The following is a 17207-nucleotide window of genomic DNA, read 5'->3' as shown; positions in this document are numbered from 1 at the left end:
CATCAGCTAGCGATCGAAAACGCGACCTACGTCTGCGCTGATCATGAGCGGGGACTCTCGACTATCCCGAACTTCAGTTCACTTAATAGGCCTCAATTGTCAAAACAGTGCTAGGCAGGCGGTGGGTAGTACAAGAACTCGATCATCAGGCAGCCGTCGCGGGTGAAGAACGGTCCATGGTCGACATAGGCCGGCCTCACAGCATAGGTACCCGCCTTCAGCAACCGCGTTTCCTGCGAAACGGTACCGATAGATAGCGTGCCCGACACCAGAAACACCTCCTCGCACCATTCGTGCGAGACCGGATGGTTAACGGATGCGCCAGCGGCCCAGCGCGACAGCCGCGTCACCGCGCCGGTTCGGGTCTCGTGATCGAAGCGGCCGGACAGGATCTTCTCCTCGACGCCGACATAGCCGGGACCGCGCGCCAGCCATCCGCGGCCAGCGCGTTGAAAAACTCCCGGTGGTCCTTCATGAACCGACCGAAGCCGGGCTCCGCCATGTTATCCCTCCCAAGCTAGCTCTAGAAAAGCCTATCGTAGGCCGCCCGCGTTGCCCATCGATTCATGACGGATAATGCCGCGGCCCGGTCTGCGCGGTGATCCAGCGCAGCTCGTGAATTCGTCAATGGCCGCCTTGCCGCCGAATGGCGTCTACGGAGGATCGCGCCCGGGCGCTTTGCCGCACGGCGAAGTGCCCAGTCTCGATAGATTCTAATCTTGCGTCGCTCGCACTGGAAAGGACGCTGCGTTAGGCCGGGAGACGGAAAACGAGCGCGACTTGCCGCCGCCGAGTTCCAGCCAAAGCGGTCCGGCACATGAGGGACCGGGCCAGAGTGAATGAGATCTGAGCGATGAGAGCGATATTCGGTAAACTGCATCGCTGGGCGGGACTGCTGACGGCCGGCTTCCTGTTCTTCTCCGGCATCACCGGCGCGATCATCTCCTGGGACCACGAGCTCGACGACGTCCTCAACGGCCACCTGTTCGACGTCTCGACCAAAGGCCCCGCGATCCCCTCGATCGAGCTTGCCAAGACGATCGAGCAGCGCGATCCGCGCGCGCGCGTCGTCTATCTCTTCATGACGCCGGAGCAGGGGCACTCGCTGTGGTTCTTCGTGATGCCGCGAATCGACCCCGCGACCGGCAAGCGCTACCCGCTCGACTACAATCAGGTCTTCCTCGACCCCAACACGGGTGCGGAACTTGGCCGGCGCTATTGGGGCGCGGTCTGGCCCGTCACGCGAGAGAACTTCGTCTCGTTTCTCTACAAGCTGCACTACACGATGCACATCCCGGAATTCTGGGGCAGCGACCGTTGGGGCATGCGCCTGCTCGGCATCATCGCCATCATCTGGACCATCGATTGCTTCGTCGGGTTCTACCTGACGCTGCCCTCGCGCCGCCGCGCCAAGGCCGCGCGGGCGCCTGAAGTCGCACGGCAGCTCGAGCGCGGCTTCTGGGCACGCTGGGCGCCGGCCTGGACCATCAAGACGTCGGGCAGCGCCTACCGGATCAATTTCGACATCCACCGCGCCTTCAGCCTCTGGACCTGGGGCGTGCTGTTCATCATCGCGTTCACGGCGTTCTCGCTAAACCTGTATTTCGAGGTGTTCTCGCCGCTCATGAAGATGGTGTCGAACTACACGCCGACGCCCTACGAGCAGCGGCCCTATCGCGATCTCGATAATCCGATCGAGCCCAAGATGACGTTCGCCGAGATCGCCGCCCGCGCGGCCGCCGACGGCAAGGCGCGAGGCTGGACGATCCCGGTCGGGGCAATCAGTTACGGCCCGGCCCATGGCGTCTATGCCGCCGCCTTCTTCCACCCGGGCGATGACCACGGCGCCGGCGGCGTCGGCCCGGCGCAGCTCTATTACGACAGCGAGGATGGCCGCCCCATCGGCGAGCGGCTGCCCTGGGTCGGCACGGCCGCCGACATCTTCGTCCAGGCGCAGTTCCCGCTGCATTCGGGCCGCATCGTCGGGCTGCCCGGCCGCATCCTGATCTCGATCATGGGCCTCGTGGTGGCCGCGCTGTCGGTGACCGGCGTCGTGATCTGGTGGCGCAAGCGCCGCGCCCGCGTGCGTGTGCGCGAGACTGCCGCGCTGCGGCTGGGCCGGCAGCAGCTCACGCCGGCAGAGTAGGGCACCTGCATTCCGTTAAGGGATGAACCTTGGCACGGGGCGCGGGAACAAAAGACTGAGATCGCTCCCGGCCTGTTTCGGAATTGCAATGAGATCCCTCGCCCTGCTCTGGCTGCTCGTCCTGGCCGCGCCCGCGCAAGCGGCCGCGCCCGAGCCCGAGCAGAACTATCTCGACCTGCGCGACCGCTACATCGCCAAATTCTCGGCAGCCAAGGAGAGCGACGAGGTCTACAAGCAGCATGACGCGGCCCTGAAGGAGCTGGCCGGCGCGCTGCGGGGCCTGGTGGGACCGGTCACGATCAAGGGGCTGCCGGCCGAGGGCAGGTCGAACGTCGACACGCTGTTCAGGGACGACGTCGGTTTCGGCCATCTCGACGGACTGAGCTTCACCTCCGAAGGCCACAAGATGCAGGCCGTGGTGACCACGGCCGGGCTGCTCAAGCATTGGCTAGGCGAGCATCGCGAGGACGGCATGCCGCAGGAGGCCGGCGGCGCGTTGAAATCCGACCGCTTCTACTATTACGCGATCCAGGACGCCGCTTTCGCAATCTACGCTGAGCTGCCGATCACCAAGCCGGCAGGGGCGAGCGTCGCAGCCGCCGTGCTCGGCGTGCGCGGCAATGGCGACCTCAAGGGTCCGCCGGACGAGATCGACGTCGTAGCTATCAAGGGCGAGAAGGTCTATTTCCTCGCGGCAAGGCAGGCCGTGAAGACCGCCCCGATCCAGGCCTGCGAGACGGTCTGGAAGCAGATGATGGCAAAGCCCGTCGACAAGAAGGATCCGCGGGGCGAACTGACCCGCGAGGACAAGGCAATGACCGCCTTCACAGCGTGTTTCGCCAGGGAAGCACCAAGCCAGAGCTGGTACGCGGCGGCCGTGAAGAAGGCGCAGGCGCAGCTGGAGCTGCTGCCGCTGCGCTGAACGTGACAATTGTGACCTACCTGGCTTGAGCGGCTAAAGCGTCGGTCAGGCGAGGGACCTCGCGCCTGACCTATCGATGGCCCGACGGGCGAGCGTCTTCAGCTCGTCAGCGTCCCCGCCGGAGGTCTTCGGTCGCGCGCCTGAGAATGTCATGAAGCCAGTCATGCGCTGGCTCGCCCTCGATACGTTCGTGCCACAACAGCCGGACTTCGACCGGGCTCGTGGTGTAAGGCAGCTCGTAGCTTATGATGGCATGTGCGCGTTCGAACGCCCGCGCCAACGGACGTGGCACGATGGCCGCCAGTTCGGAATCTGCGAGCAGGGCGGGCAGGGCAAGGAAATGCGGCAGCGACACCGCGATGCGCGGTGGCTGGTCGCTTTCGGACAGGGCTCGTTCCAGGGCTGCGCGGTCATACATTTCCGATCGCCTGGCGAGGCCGCGCTCGGAGATGAAGCCGCCGATCGCTCCCTCCTGCTCGCCGCCGAAGGACACGACGACCAGCGGCATACGCGCCAGGCTCGCGTTGGTGATCCGGCCGAGCTTGCGCTTGCCGCCGACGATCAGCACGTCGTCATATTCGAACAGCAGCGAACTGCGGAACCGGCTCGGCGGATCCGAGAAGACACCGATCGCAACATCGATGCGGCCAAGGTCGATCTGCTCGGCGAGGTCGATCCGTGTCACCGGCTTGATGATCAGATCGATCGCCGGCGCTTCAGCCTTGAGTATTTTCAGGAGCGGGGAGGCCAGCACCATCGTGGTGAAGTCGTTGGCGGCGAGGGTGAACTGACGCGTGGAAGCCGCTGGAACGAAGCGCGGCTGCTCGACCGCCGCCTCGAGCGATCGCAGTGCCTCGCGAATCTGCGGCGCCATCGTCAATGCGCGCGCCGTCGGCTGCATGCCGGCTGCTGTGCGCACGAACAGATCATCTTCAAGCATCTCGCGGAGACGAGCGAGCGAATGGCTCACGGCGGATTGACTGAGCGCCACCCTCTGGCTTGCCCGCAGCACGCTGCGCTCCTCCATCACGGCGTCGAAGACCTTGAGCAGGTTCAGGTCCAGGGTCTTGAAGGAAACAGCCACGCGCAGCACCGGTCTCGAGGCGGATCGCGCGCCGTTGCGTTACAGCGATCGCTTGCAGTTAAGGCCAACCACGCAGCCGACGCAACCGAGCAGGGCCCCGGAGCGCCGAAGCCCGGCCGCTCGGACACCAAAATGAAGCCGGCTCAGGATCACTCTGCAAGAGTTTCACTTCCGCAATCGCACGATCCCGTCATGATCCCGGCGCCGGATCTGGAGGAGACGGGCAATGAGATCTTGCGGGAAGTCGATCGGCGTTTTTGCACTTGTACTGGTGTTGTTACCGCTGCCGGTCATTGCGCAGGATGGTCCGGTGAAGCTTGGCGTCCTCACCGACATGTCTTCGCTCTACGCCGACAATGGCGGCCAAGGCTCGGTGGTCGCGGCGCAAATGGCCGTCGACGATTTCGGTGGTCAGATGCTCGGCCGCAGCATCCAGGTCGTTTCAGGCGACCACCAGAACAAGGCCGATGTGGGAGGCACGATCGTCCGCCGCTGGATCGAGAACGAGAACGTCGAGGTCATCCTCGATGTGCCGAATTCTGCCGTCGCGTTGGCCGTGCAGGGCATCACGCGCGACAAGAAGAAGCTGTTCCTCGCCACCGGCGCCGCCACGTCGCGCCTGACCGGCGACGAATGCTCGCCGACGGGAATTCATTGGACTTACGACACCTATGCGTTGTCGCAGGGAACGACGCGGGCAGTGTCGCGCCTCGGAGCGAAGTCATGGTACTTCATCTCGGTCGACTATTCCCTCGGCGCTCAGCTGGAGGCTGACAGCCGCAAGGTCGTTGATGCCATGGGCAGCAAGGTGGCTGGCGCGGTGAAACACCCGATCAACACGCCGGATTTCTCATCCTTTCTGCTCCAGGCGCAGTCGTCGAAGGCGGACGTGATCGCGCTGGCCGACGCCGGTGGCGATTTCATCAACGCGGTCAAGCAGGCCGGCGAATTCGGCATCACGCAACGGCAGAAGCTGGTCGGGCTGCTCGTCTTCATTGCCGACATTCACAGCCTCGGGCTGCAGAGCGCCCAGGGCCTGATGCTGAGCTCGGCGTTCTATTGGGACCTGAACGACGACACGCGGGCCTGGTCGAAGCGCTTCGTCGCCAAGACCCAGAAGGTCCCGACCATGATCCACGCCGGCACCTATGGCGCGGTAATGCACTATCTCAAGGCGGCCCAGGCAGCCGGTACGCTGGACGGGCCGACCGTCGCCGCCAGGATGCGCGACATGCCCGTGAACGACTTCATGACCAAGAATGGGCGAATCCGCGAGGACGGCCGGCTGGTCCGCGACATGTATCTGTTTCGCGTCAAGACGCCCGAGCAGTCGAAACACAAGTTCGACTATTATGAGTTGCTGGCAACGATACCTGGTGACGAGGCTTTCCGGCCAATGGAGCAGGGCGGATGTCCGCTCCTGAAGAAGCCATGACCGGCGCGGGCGCGGCTGCACGAAGCCCGATCGACGAGATCATTGCAGGCCGCTTTGCGTGCCGCGACTTCGCGGACGCGCCGATCGGGCGAGGGACCATCGAGCAGATCCTGCGCGTGGCGCGGTTCGCACCAAGCGGCGCCAACATTCAGCCCTGGCACGTCTACGTGTTGGCGGGCGCAACCAAGGACAAGGTGTCTGGGGCATTGCGCGAGGCGCACGAAACCGCCCGCGACGAGCACGTGTCGGAGTACAGCTACTACGCCAGCGACCTGCCCGAACCTTACCAGCAACGCCGCCAGGAGTTTGGCCGGCTGTTCTATGGCTCGCTCGGCATCGCCCAGACCGATCTCGGGGCAAGAAACGACCAGACCGCCAAGAACTATGCATTCTTCGGCGCGCCCGTCGGGTTGATCGTCACGATCGATCGGCGCCTGCAGGTCGGAAGCTGGCTCGACCTCGGCATGTTCGTCCAAAATGTGCTGTTGGCTGCCGCAGGCCACGGGCTCCAGTCCTGCCCGCAGGAGACATTCTCGAAATACCACCGGATCCTGCGCCAGCTGCTCTCGATCCCAACCGAACAGATGGTCGTTTGCGGCATCTCGATCGGCCGCGCCAGGGACGCCGCCAAGGGCAGGCTGATGCCACGCGCCGACCTCGCCGAGTTCGCCTCTTTCGCGGGCTTCGAAGAACAGAGTGCACGTCAAATGGAAGGAACAAGGCCATGGGAAGCCGAGACGAGCTGATCGAGCGCAGCATTCCGTTTCTGCGCGAGGTCAAGGACATGACGCCGGGCGCGGCGATGGAGCGATGGCTCAATCAAAAATACGGCGAGGGCAGCCAGCTCTACCAGGACCTCGCGCGCCTGATCAGGCTCGGGATCGACGAAGGCTGGGCTGCCAACCAGGAGGTCGAAGGTCCGAACTACCGGCGCAGCCGCATTCTGGAACCGGTGCCCGAGACGTTCCAGTTCAGCATCACGGCCGTCTACATGAACAGCGCCGATCCGCGCCGCTTCAAGGATGAGGACGACCACGATGTGCTGCGCGGGCAGTATCATGGTCATCCATACGGGGAGCTGAACCTGGTCGTACCGCTGGACAAGGGCGCCGAGTTGAAGGGCCTGCAGGGCTGGCAGGGGCCCGGCTGGACCGCGCCCGATCCCGGCAGCCGCCACTATCCCGAGGTCCGCGGCGGCGCCGTCATCGCGCTGTTCTATCTACCCGCCGGACGCATCTCCTATGACTTCGCGGCGCCGTCCTGATGGCCAACCAGAAGCGCTCGGACGCTCCATCCCGAGAGGCTGCTCAGCTGCGATGAGTCGCGACGCAGCCACCGCTGCGACGCGGACCATCGACAGGTGGGAGGGATTTTTGCAACCAGACAGCCATGTAATCCGCGCTAGATTTTGGCACTAGAGCCGATTTATCCACACGCTATGTGCCTAGGTTTGTTCAGTCTTTTTTTTCATGCAGTTAGCAGATTTTGGCACTCAAGACTCAAATTTGGCACTGCCGTCATTTCTGAAACTCCATTTTGGCACTGTTGACACGTCCAAAAGAGGTGGGTTTTCCCGGCTCCCGGATGGCCGTTCCGTTGACTTTCGGGCGCTTTAGGGTCGGGTTAAGAGCGCGGTCTCGCTAGGCCGCAGCGCGCTCGGAAGTCGTGGCGTGCTAACCGACAGAGGTTTGGCATGGTCGACTTTGACGATCCTAACAACCAGCTTTTTCTGACGCGGGTGTTCCAGGCCCTCGCCAATGTCAATACCCGCAAGATCCTTGAAACCTTGGCCCATGGTCCTTGCTCGCGTGGGGATCTGCTGCTGGTCTTGGACACCTCCACCGCTCGCATCGTCGAGGTGATGGAAATCCTGCACACCATCGGGCTGGTTGCGGAGAAAGAGACGCGCGAGGGCAAAGTTTACGTGTTCAATCCGACGGGATTAGACCTCGGTCGGTCTTGGCTCGAGCGGCTTTACTCGATCGTCGACGGTCGAGCCCTGAAATAGCGAGCCCGAGCGGCAGCACCGGTTCCGTTACGTTGAGGAAGGCTTCGGCGAAGCCGTGACCGAGGTGCAGAAGTTCCATCAGGCGTGACTTCAGGATATCGCGGGCATTGAGCGAGGGCAGGCGGTCGATGGAGGCCATGATCCCCGCGGCGGCCTTATAGCGCGAGATCGTATCCCCGACAGCCAGGTCGGCTGCGGTCGAGGCCCCGAGGAGGTCGAGGACAATCTCATCGAACGAGCAAGGCCATCGCTTGAGTTGCGAAAATCCTGCGGCGGCGTTTTTCACGGTGATGCCGAGGAAGAGCTCCTGAGGAATAGCTCTAAAGTAGGCCATCCATCCGCTGAGCTTGAGAATGTCCACCGACGACAGGTCGCCGAGAGGACCCGGCAATCTAAGATCATAGTCAAAGATGTAGTCGGCCAGCTCCTTGGCAGCGGCGACGATTTCATGCGGACAGGCCTTTGGCCTCGCAGTCCGCATGTCGAAGTCACAGATCTGGCAGGACCAAACGTTGGTCATATTTCTCCAGCCCAACAGGTTGATGCACGACGGGCATCTGTCGAGCAGCACCTCGCCGCTCTCGACGTCGCAAGGAAAGGCCGAGACAAGCCAGCGGTTCCTGATGCGAGCATCGTTGCCGTCCGCGGCCAAACGAGCGGGCGCGACCCTACGACGCTCTGGCAAGAACCAACCCACGGGCAGTTCGCGACCAAGGAATTCGATGCGATCTTTGAATATTTTATAAGCGCCGATCGAGAGCCTTTGGAGATCGAACGAACCCAAGGCTGCCAGTTCGGCGACTGCCTCGGGTTTGCCGGCGATCGCCGAGACTGACTCCCAGGGCATGTCGAGATGAAGCCGGAGCAGCTTGTCGGCGTCGATGCGCCCCATCGGAGCCAACCGGACCGCGACGGAAGCGATGGCTTCGTCGTCGAACTGCGATACGGTCTTGAGCCACGGCGTGTTCGGAATCATCGTGTCGGACCTACTCGGTGGTCGCTTCCAGTTCCACGCTGAGCGGGAACGAAGGAAGCCTGCTGTAGTCTTCGCCTCGAAATGGGTTACGGCCCTGCATGATCTCCTGGCTGAGAAAGACGCGATCGAAACCCGCGGCGATGTCTTCTTTCGTCAGTTCCTTCGGCTCGACCCCGCCGGTCCGCATGAAGGCGTGAGGTACCGCCGCCTCCACCAGCAGCGAATGTCGGCCGGGACGTCCGCGCTGTGCGAAGAACGTCGCACGCAGCATGTGGTGGTCGTCTTCGTTCTCCTTAAACCAGTTCGATTCGAAGGGAAGCTCATCCGAGAAGGCGGCCACAAACGCCGCATGTTCCTCCCGTTGGGCGTCGTTCGCGAAGCCGAAGGGCGAAAGGATCTTCATGCCGCCGGACCGCTGCCCCATCGCGTCCGCCTTGACCATCATCTTCGTCAGGACCGGGGGCCCCACGACGAACAAGGGCGCGTTGCAGGAGTTCTCGAACGCCAGAATGAACCTCGCCAGCTTCTTCACACCGTCCTCCGCGAGATTCTGCGCCTCATCTAGGAAGACCGCGTCCACTTCGTTGTCATTGAGATTAGCGATGAGCGCGTCGGTGCCTTCCTCCTCGCCGAGTCGCAGGCTGAGCCGATCGTTGAAGATCTTAAAGTTGATCTTCCGGGCCAATATCCGCGGCGTCGATCCGCCCATGAGGTCGACGTACAGGTAGCGCTTTCCGTTGCCCTGAAGCAGCTGAATTTTTTCCTTCGATACGGGCTTGCCGGTGCGTTCTGTGAGCATTCGCTTGACGATCTCACTCTTTCCGCAACGCGACCAGCCGATGAGATACGTGCTCGAGTTTTCGCGCAAGCGCTTGGCGAACGCGAGCGACAACAAGACCATCTCCCGCGCTTCTTCGGCCTTCGTATGCCTCACGAAGATGCCTCTAATGTCGTCGAGCTTGCTCAAAACAAGCGGAGAATTGAGGATATTTTCCAGATCGGACATTTGCGCTTACTGCGACCTGATGATCGGCGCGTCCACCCCGAACCGGAGCTTCTTGCGCGGTGCGGACGTATCCTTTGCGGATGTCTCTTCTGCGCGAGCAGCATGAACGGGAGGCGGCGGGACAACCTCTTCGGTCGCGGAGGCCGGCCTGAAGATTCCGGTCCTCTCGATCAACTCATCGGTGACGGCGAGCGCATGCTCCTCGGCGCCTCGACCGAGGACACCGGCTATACGGGGATAGTACCCGTTCGAGAGCACGGCTTTCGCCGGAGGCCGCTCGCCGGTCGGGACCGCGCCCATAGCTTTCAGTGCTTCCTCGAGGAGGTGGTTGAATCCGACCCTGTGGGAGGGATGCTCTGTGGGGGCATGCTTCTTTGCGAGGCGCAGTTTGCTCAGCGCCTCCCACTGGAATTTTGTGAGGCCGTGCGCCTCCTCGTCGGTCGACATCACCACGAACTCCTCCGGGAGGTGTTCGTTACCGGGGAAGCGGCTAGTGTGATCGATCACCACGCAGCGGCCTACGTTCGCCAGCGGAATGCGCACGGTGACTGGCGTGTTCGTGCGCTTTCTCTTTCCCATGCTGCCCGATCGGGCTCGCATCGCCTGGATTTGCGGTGACTGATAGACGAGGTTGTTCCAGAGGATGCCGTCCTTGCCCGCGGTAAGCTTCAACTCCAAACTCGGGATCAAGTCCCACTTCTTGGCTTCGTCCGCGGTGAGCGGCTGCGGGCGGCTAGAATCGCTCGACGCACCTCGGAGCCACCGCTCTTCCGGAGTGTCCCAGTCCATTCCTTCCTGCTTGCGCCGGGCGTAGACCTCGATCAGCCAGAGGTGGAACAGCATGATGAAGTCGTCGATCGTGATGCACGCGTCGAGCAGTGGTTTGCGCGCGCCTCGCTTTTGCGGACTGGATCCGGTCGATCCCTTAAGCCACGACACGAAATCCGACTCGAGCGTTCCGAAAAACCGCTCCACATAGGGTTTGGTGTCCGGCTGATGGGGCACCGCCATCTCGAACCCGATCCTGACGCGGGCCAAGGCCAGCGCCATCTGTTCCGAAACGAACTCCTTCCCGTTGTCGTACCGGATCTTTCTTGGCTTGCCGTAGCTCAGGAGAGATCCGCGAATCTGCGGAAATCGCTTATCGACGTAAGTCTTGACCTTGATCCCGTGATCGATCGCGGCCAGTGCTGGGTAAAGCCCGCCTGGTTCGAACGACGGAAAAAATCCGACAGGGTACCCGCTGTAGGTATCCAAACCGAGGCAAATCCAGAACCTGTCGATTCCGGCCTTCGACCAGACACGACCGAACGGGGTCTCGCCCAAGATGCCCGCGAAATCGAATTGGTGGTGATCGTACTCGACAACGTCCAGGATGCGTTTGGGACGCTCGAAACTTCCCTGGCCGCCGAACTGAAGATCTGCAGCCTGTACACCTTGCTCCTTTGCGAGCCTGATCCACGCGTCGAAACGACGGTACTGAACCTGTACCGTCGTCAAACCGACGGTCGGAAGTTCATCGAGCAACTGCCTTTCCGAAAGTTCGCCGTTCTCGATGAGCGTTTTGATCTCTTCGTTGCGGATCCGGATCTCCGCGTTGCGGCCATCGATCCTCTGGTTCGCGAACATTTGAATCTTCGTCGGGCCGAACTCGGCCGAGATTTCGACCAGGTAACGGATGGTCGCGGAGATGATGGAAAACACCTCCTTGGGCAGCTTCTGCTCGCGGGACTTGATCGCATTCTTGTGCACGAAGGTGGCTTCCTGCATGCCGTGCACCAGTTCGGCGGCCACCCAGCGAAGAACCGTTCGCGTCGTCTTCTTGGGCTTCTTGATCTGCTTCCCTTGCGGCCGCTTCCGGTTCTCGAGGTCGATCGTACCGTCGACCCGTTCTATGATCGCTTCAGCGTTTGCATGGTTCTGGTAGAACGGCTTCCCGGGCGGCGCGATGAGCATCTCGTTGATGAACGCGCCGACGTAACGCCAGATGCCGGCCGCGCGTCCGCGCGGCTTGGCGTTGAGGGTGTGGTAAACCTTGCCGATCAACGCGCGTGTTTCGTCGATACTCTTCTTCTCGTCGACCAGAGGCGGCTTCCTCAGAGGGTTGTAGTAGCGCCCCTCCTGGAATAGCTCGATCAGCCGGGTCGTTGTTAAGCGCGCGGTCTCGCCGGTATGGTGGTTGATGAGGAGGTGGGGGCCTTCGCCCTCCATCTTCTTGAAGAACTGGTGAGGTTTGCTGTCGATGAGAACAGTCTGGTTGGGCGTCAAGTTATCGAAGAGAAGGTAGTCGATGGTGGGACGCGGTTCCTCGTCCACGGGCGTGGACAAGGCGGCGGCCTCCCTCGCATCGAGAATTTTCAGCATGAGATCGCTCCCTTGTAGACGATCGTCTCGGGGCGGATCGGGGCGAATAGGTCGATGTAGACGATGCGCTCCGGGATGCGCGACAGCACGACGCCGCGCGGATGCGGCGCCTCCTCGAAGAGGGCTTGGCAGCGCGACAGGGGCAGGGAGCCGCCGGCATCGTTCAGCGCCGTGACGAGCCGGTCGAGCTCCTCCGGTTCGATGTCCCAGCGGTCGTTGGCCGCGATCTCGTCGACGACGTCGCGATCCCCCCAACGCAAGCCGATGCCGCGCTCCGTGATGACGCGGAAAGGAAGGCCAGCCCGCCGGTAGGCCTCGCGGATGCGACGGAGGCGCGCGCGGAGCAGGACCGCGTCATCCCAGCGCCTCTGCGCCTTTTCGTCGCCGACGGCCGGCCGCGGCGGACGAAGTTCGCGCCACTCTTTGATTTCGTAGCGGACGAAGCCGGCGTCGTGCTCGACGAGAAAGTCGGGCGTGTAGATCTCGTTCGCGAACTCAGGAAAGACGTTCATCCGGATCGTCTCCGGCTGGGCCCAGATCCGCTTGACGCCGAGCACGTAGTCGCAGACCCGGACGAAGCGCTCTTCGATGCCGCCTTCGTGGACGATGTGGGCGTTCATCTTCATCGAATAGTGACCGCCGACGACGTGATTGCGGCGGCCAGTGATCACGCGGCGCGTCGCCTCATTGGCTTCGAGGCGGAAGACCTCGACGCCGTCGCAGAGGGCGGTCCAGACGCGCTCGATCTTCTTAGGCATCGGTGTCCTCGTCGGGGCGTTTGCGCAGGTCTGCGCAAACGAGATCGACCTGCTCTTGGACAAAAGAGTCCAGAGTGCTGAGGCTGTAGAATTCGCGCGAGTTGTCGCGATAGACCCGCGTCGGGATTCCGAACGCGTGATCGATGGCACCGAAGATGCGCTCGACGATCGGGGAGAGATGGTTATGGACGGAACGCACCTTGTCGCAGACCTTTCTTGCCGTGTCCGAAGGACTCGCGCAGCGATACCCAGCGAGACTTTTGTTCGGCGGAAAGGATTCAAGAAGGGCTTGCGACTTGGAATCGGACGTGCGATTCTCCTGTCGTCCAAGAGTTCTTCTTGGTCGTTACTGCCGAGCGATGCCGGACTTTCGTCCGGATTTGCGGACTTGGATCTCTCGGAACGGCTTTGCGGGCGTGGTCCGAAGATCCTTCGATACCTGCGCGACTGGAGTCCGCTCCGGTCGCGCATAGTCCGTTGACTAGATCATTCCGCTATCCCCGTGATGTCGCCGCTGCGGCGTATCTCATTGAATACCATCGGCCTTCCGGAATCCTAGCGAAATGAATCCCGTGGATTTCTTCGAGCCGTTTCGGAGCATTTCCTAGAAATTCTCAGGACCGCTCTACGTTTGTCGCCAGATTTTGCGCTCTTGCGTTTTTCCTGCATTCGTGCCGCTGCGCACATCACAGCATCTCCGGCGCGTCGAAGTAGCGCCACGCCGCGGCGACGCCGATGCCCAAGGTCTTTGCCACCACTTCGGGCGCCGCACCGGAGCGGACCAGGTTCGCGGCGAGAGCGTTGCGCAGTGACGTAGGCACGGCGTCCGGACCGACTCCAGTCGCCTGTCGCAGCCGGCGGCAAGCCAGTTGAAGCGATCTCGCGCTGAAGCGGGTCCCCCGCGACGTAACGAACAAAGGTGCGCTCGGCGTAAGCTCGAAGGGCTGTGCTCGCAGGTACCGCTCCAGCCACTCCTTGGCCTCCGGCGAAACGATGCCAGGCCGCCCGTTAAGATGGGAGCCCGTTACCCTGACCGTGGACAGCCGCGGATTGTAGTCGCCTCGATTCAAGCCGACCATCTCGGCGGTCGTGAGTCCGGATGATGCAGCCAAGCGAAGCGCAGCGTGATCGCGCGCGTATGTCCATGACTCGTCGCAATCCCCCGTTGGCGCTGCGAGCATGATCTCGATGACGTCGTCGCTTACGGCCACGCGGCGGACCCTGCCGCAGGGCGGAAAGCGGCAGCTCAGCAGCTTCGAGCAGTCATAGGAACGCTCCAGGCTGAGAAAGCGGGCAAAACTTCGCAATGCGGAGAAGCGTCTAAAGATGGTGGACTGCGCCGTCCCGGTCGCAGCCCAGGTGGCCGCGATGCCATCGACGACCGACTGGTCGATCCGCGCGATCGCGGCTACCCCGTCGGAGCCGAGCGCAGCTGCAAGATCCCGAATGTCCCGCGAATAGCAGTCGATCGTCGACGCCGATGCATCCGCATCTCTCAAGCCGTTCAACCAGGCCGAGCTCTCCGGAGCAAATGGCGACGTCGTGGGCGACCGGATTTTCATTCAGAGCTCCACGAAATCGGCGCTTTCGATGGCGTCCACTACCTTGGCCAGCAACGCCCAGATCGACTGCCGTCGGTAGTGGTCGAACACCTTGGTGCTGGCGAGCCGCGGCGGGGTGCCCGTGAGCGGGTCGGCGGCCTCCAGCACGTCGATGCCGTAGTCGGATCGGTCCGCCAGATCGCTCAGATTGGATATCCGGACGCTCGCGATGGAGCGCCGAAGATGCGTCGAGCCTCCCGGCAGAAGTTCGATATGGATGCGGATCATGGGGTATTCCTCGGCGTATTGTTCGCGACGGCTGCGACTGGTTGGCGGACCGACGCTCGGCCCAGGAAGAGATCCTTCGCTTCGTCGCCGCTTACGTAACGTCTGGCTACCAAAGCGTCCGCGATCCGGACGACGGCGGCCGCGTGCCGCATGACTATCCCGGTCGCTCGCCGCTCGAGCATTTTCAGTCGGTCGTCGACCTGCTTGGCGAGCGCCGCATCTCTACTGACCATGGCCAGCGCTTCGCCATCGGCGCAGCGGTAGACGAGCCTGCCGAGCAGGGGCGTGGACGTAAAGGCGGCCGCGAGCAGCGACGTGCAGATCGCCAGGTCGCTCCTCTGAGTGCCACCGGCCCCCGTGGAAACCGAACCAAGGATCACCTTCTCTGCACAGAGACCCCCGAGCAGAAAGACGATATGGTTCTCCAGACGATCGAGCGTCCACACTTGGTTCTCCTCGAAATTCAGGCGGGCGTCGCCACCGATATGTCCCCGGTTGAGAATCCTGGCGCTGAGAGGTTTGCCCCCGGTCGCGAAGCAGGCGACCATGTGGCCCGCCTCATGTACGGCGATGCGACGCAAGACCGTCTGGGGCAGTGCCGGCCCGCTACCTTCCCTGACGAGGTCGTCGACGTTCAAAGGCCGGCCGGCACGCCTTGCGGCGCGCCGCGCCAATCTTGCGACCTCCATCGCTTCGGCCGGGGAAATACCTTCGAGCAGAAGCGCCGCGGATGACAGATCCGCTCCTTCGAGAGGCGTACCGCGAAGATGATATCGCAGGACGTTGGCCAGGCCTGCCGCGTCGGGGCGAGGAATCTCGATCGTGCGTTCGAAGCGCCCGGGGCGCAGGAGCGCGGGATCGATGGCGTCGAGCCGGTTGGTCATTCCCAACACGCACAGTCCGACGTTGCTCTCATTGTCGGACATGACGGAATCCAAACTCGTCAACATCTCGCCTACGACGACCGAAAAAAAGTCGGCGTTGTGCCGCGACATCCGGTTTCTAGAAGGCAGTTCATCCAGTTCGTCGAATGCCAAAAGACACCCGCGCTGCCCCGACGGCCCAAAGCGGGCCGCTTCCGCTCGAGCCCTGCTGAACACGGCCCTGAGCGACTTGACGACATCCCCCAAGTGTCCTTCGCGTTCGGCGAAAAAATCCGAGATCTTCGCGACGACGAGGCCGGTGCCTGCCGCCAAGGCGAGAGAATTTACGAAAAAATTTTTACCGTGGCCCGGCTCTGAATGCAGAATCGCGCCGTGGTCCGCTTCCGCCCACTGAATGGATCCTTGCCTCCAATCTTGGACATCCTTCACGAAGTTCAGGCCGAAAATTTGGGCGGCACCGCCGAACTCGATCGCGTTAGAGAGGATCGGCGCACCTTCGACATGGGGCGAGCTCTGCCGCCGGCGCATCGCGAGGGTCGCAAGCCGTTCCAACGCGTCGGAAGCCGTCGAGCCGCTCCTGAAGATGGAAACCAGATCGTTCAGGTCGAGACCCGATGTGTCGGCGATGCGGCTGCTCGGTATGCGTCCCATCGGTGGCAGCAACGTTCTGAGAAGGACGCGCACCGACTTGGCGTCGGGCGGAACCAGTTTCACGGTAACGTCGGCCGACAGCAGGAGAGTGGTGGGCAAGAAACGCTGCGGATCCGTCGATATCCCGACGAAGCTGCGTCCGGCAACCAGGCACTTCGCTACCTCTTCGTTTCCGACCTGATTGACGTCGATCGACTTGTTCGAGCCGGCGCGTGCGATAGTCATGACGCGAGCCTCGCTCAGATATTCGTCGACCGCCTCCATCCATGCCGAGGAGGGGGCCTGAACCACGCTCACAACCGGGCGTCCCGCCGCAATGGCTCGCCTCAACGACGGAGGGGCGGCCCGCCGAAAAGCCTCGGCTACGATCGCGCCGCGAACCTTTTTCGCATTCAGCCGCGCGTCAGGTCGATCGGAGCGGCGAACGGGAACTTCATCCGGTGGACCTTCGATCGCTGCCTCTAGGTCGGTGATCTCCGGATCGTCTTCCGGAGCGGGCAACATACCGTGCCGCAGTTTGGAGAACCCTCCGGTCATGAGCGAGACCTCACGGTCGTCGACCGGCTCAGCGGCGTCGAAATGTCGATCTCGACCTCGTTGCGGCATGCGAGCGATAGCACCGACGCAAACGGATCGAGAGGTCCGGGTACCAAAGTGCAGAGATGATGGAGCGACATCGGCCCGTCCTCCGCCAAGGCCGCGAGCAGCCGGTGACGCATGTCCGGCGGGACCGAAAAGCGTCGGTACGTCCAGATCGCGCGAGCCGTGGAGAAGCGGGGCTCCTTGAGAATATCCGCTCCGGTCAATGTGTAGGGCGCCAGGCCGCGTGCCCGAAGTTCCCGATCGAAGGCATCGGCTTCCCCGAGCGACCGCAGCGGCCGGCAGACCTCGATGTCCAGATACCGCCAGCCGGCATTTGTCCGGAAGGTGACGACTTGAAGATCTACCGGCCGCGCTTCGGTCCCCGCCGTCCCGAGGAAGCCGATTTCAAGAATCTCGGGGTCCAACGTTGCCTGTAGCAAGGCGTCCCTGACGATCCCGCCAGCGTGCGGAATCGGTCGTGAAGCCTTTGGCGAAACGAAATCGGCAGATCGGGGGCGGATCCTGTGGTCGAAGCGCATGGCTCATGTCCGGTCGAAGGTTG

General features: G+C 62.6%; 17 protein-coding genes. 6 read left to right on the top strand and 11 right to left on the bottom strand.

The window, feature by feature from the left end:
* Positions 1-110: 110 nt before the first annotated feature.
* The gene (locus tag AC3WLX_RS01720; RefSeq protein ID WP_492335896.1) at positions 111-431 is read right to left on the bottom strand and encodes a cupin domain-containing protein; all 321 of its coding nucleotides are present in this window, start codon (positions 429-431) and stop codon (positions 111-113) included.
* Between the two features lie 422 nt (positions 432-853).
* Here AC3WLX_RS01720 and fsrB point away from each other — a divergent pair, with 422 nt between their 5' ends.
* Together fsrB and AC3WLX_RS01710 are read left to right on the top strand one after the other, a co-directional pair.
* Positions 854-2146 carry a siderophore utilization protein FsrB gene (gene fsrB / locus AC3WLX_RS01715; protein ID WP_492334450.1) on the top strand — a complete coding sequence of 431 codons (1293 nt, stop codon included), beginning with the start codon at positions 854-856 and terminating at the stop codon, positions 2144-2146.
* Between the two features lie 88 nt (positions 2147-2234).
* A complete protein-coding gene (locus tag AC3WLX_RS01710) occupies positions 2235-3068 on the top strand; it encodes a hypothetical protein (protein ID WP_492334449.1) in 834 nt (277 codons plus the stop codon).
* A gap of 106 nt (positions 3069-3174) precedes the next feature.
* Here AC3WLX_RS01710 and AC3WLX_RS01705 read toward each other — a convergent pair whose 3' ends face one another.
* Positions 3175-4152, bottom strand: a complete 978-nt coding sequence (locus AC3WLX_RS01705) for a LysR family transcriptional regulator (RefSeq protein ID WP_492334448.1) — start codon at positions 4150-4152, stop codon at positions 3175-3177.
* Positions 4153-4378: 226 nt separating this feature from the next.
* On the opposite strand from AC3WLX_RS01705, the gene AC3WLX_RS01700 reads away from it, so the two are divergent.
* From AC3WLX_RS01700 to AC3WLX_RS01685, 4 genes are all read left to right on the top strand, one after another.
* A complete protein-coding gene (locus AC3WLX_RS01700; protein ID WP_492334447.1) occupies positions 4379-5587 on the top strand; it encodes an ABC transporter substrate-binding protein in 1209 nt (402 codons plus the stop codon).
* Positions 5563-6333 (top strand): nitroreductase, encoded by a 771-nt coding sequence (locus AC3WLX_RS01695; protein WP_492334446.1) that lies wholly within the window; start codon positions 5563-5565, stop codon positions 6331-6333. Before AC3WLX_RS01700 ends, AC3WLX_RS01695 begins: the two co-directional genes overlap by 25 nt.
* Positions 6312-6851 carry a 4-hydroxylaminobenzoate lyase gene (locus AC3WLX_RS01690; protein WP_291619756.1) on the top strand — a complete coding sequence of 180 codons (540 nt, stop codon included), beginning with the start codon at positions 6312-6314 and terminating at the stop codon, positions 6849-6851. Before AC3WLX_RS01695 ends, AC3WLX_RS01690 begins: the two co-directional genes overlap by 22 nt.
* A 429-nt stretch (positions 6852-7280) precedes the next feature.
* The gene (locus AC3WLX_RS01685) at positions 7281-7595 is read left to right on the top strand and encodes a hypothetical protein (RefSeq protein WP_151650248.1); all 315 of its coding nucleotides are present in this window, start codon (positions 7281-7283) and stop codon (positions 7593-7595) included.
* On the opposite strand, the gene AC3WLX_RS01680 is transcribed toward AC3WLX_RS01685, so the two are convergent.
* From AC3WLX_RS01680 to AC3WLX_RS01640, 9 genes are all read right to left on the bottom strand, one after another.
* Positions 7516-8571 carry a TniQ family protein gene (locus AC3WLX_RS01680; protein ID WP_028136468.1) on the bottom strand — a complete coding sequence of 352 codons (1056 nt, stop codon included), beginning with the start codon at positions 8569-8571 and terminating at the stop codon, positions 7516-7518. The two genes, AC3WLX_RS01685 and AC3WLX_RS01680, sit on opposite strands and share 80 nt — an antisense overlap.
* A gap of 10 nt (positions 8572-8581) precedes the next feature.
* Entirely contained in the window at positions 8582-9577 is a 996-nt protein-coding gene (locus AC3WLX_RS01675; protein ID WP_028136467.1) for an ATP-binding protein, read from the bottom strand.
* A 6-nt stretch (positions 9578-9583) separates the two neighbouring features.
* Positions 9584-11941 carry an integrase catalytic domain-containing protein gene (locus AC3WLX_RS01670; RefSeq protein WP_028136466.1) on the bottom strand — a complete coding sequence of 786 codons (2358 nt, stop codon included), beginning with the start codon at positions 11939-11941 and terminating at the stop codon, positions 9584-9586.
* Positions 11935-12699 (bottom strand): hypothetical protein, encoded by a 765-nt coding sequence (locus tag AC3WLX_RS01665; RefSeq protein WP_028136465.1) that lies wholly within the window; start codon positions 12697-12699, stop codon positions 11935-11937. Before AC3WLX_RS01665 ends, AC3WLX_RS01670 begins: the two co-directional genes overlap by 7 nt.
* The gene (locus AC3WLX_RS01660) at positions 12692-12898 is read right to left on the bottom strand and encodes a hypothetical protein (RefSeq protein WP_028136464.1); all 207 of its coding nucleotides are present in this window, start codon (positions 12896-12898) and stop codon (positions 12692-12694) included. Before AC3WLX_RS01660 ends, AC3WLX_RS01665 begins: the two co-directional genes overlap by 8 nt.
* Before the next feature lie 487 nt (positions 12899-13385).
* A complete protein-coding gene (locus tag AC3WLX_RS01655) occupies positions 13386-14261 on the bottom strand; it encodes a tyrosine-type recombinase/integrase (RefSeq protein ID WP_028136463.1) in 876 nt (291 codons plus the stop codon).
* Positions 14262-14528, bottom strand: a complete 267-nt coding sequence (locus tag AC3WLX_RS01650) for a hypothetical protein (protein WP_028136462.1) — start codon at positions 14526-14528, stop codon at positions 14262-14264.
* Positions 14525-16600: an AAA family ATPase gene (locus tag AC3WLX_RS01645; RefSeq protein ID WP_162006318.1), complete on the bottom strand. Its 2076-nt coding sequence runs from the start codon at positions 16598-16600 to the stop codon at positions 14525-14527. The genes AC3WLX_RS01650 and AC3WLX_RS01645 overlap by 4 nt, the downstream gene beginning before the upstream one ends.
* Positions 16597-17184 (bottom strand): hypothetical protein, encoded by a 588-nt coding sequence (locus tag AC3WLX_RS01640; protein ID WP_028136460.1) that lies wholly within the window; start codon positions 17182-17184, stop codon positions 16597-16599. The genes AC3WLX_RS01645 and AC3WLX_RS01640 overlap by 4 nt, the downstream gene beginning before the upstream one ends.
* Between the last annotated feature and the right edge of the window lie 23 nt (positions 17185-17207).

The organism is Bradyrhizobium sp. FW305-F6 (genome assembly GCF_058782905.1).
Note: the sequence above shows the minus strand (reverse complement) of the source record. Positions and strands in the feature narration are given on the sequence as shown.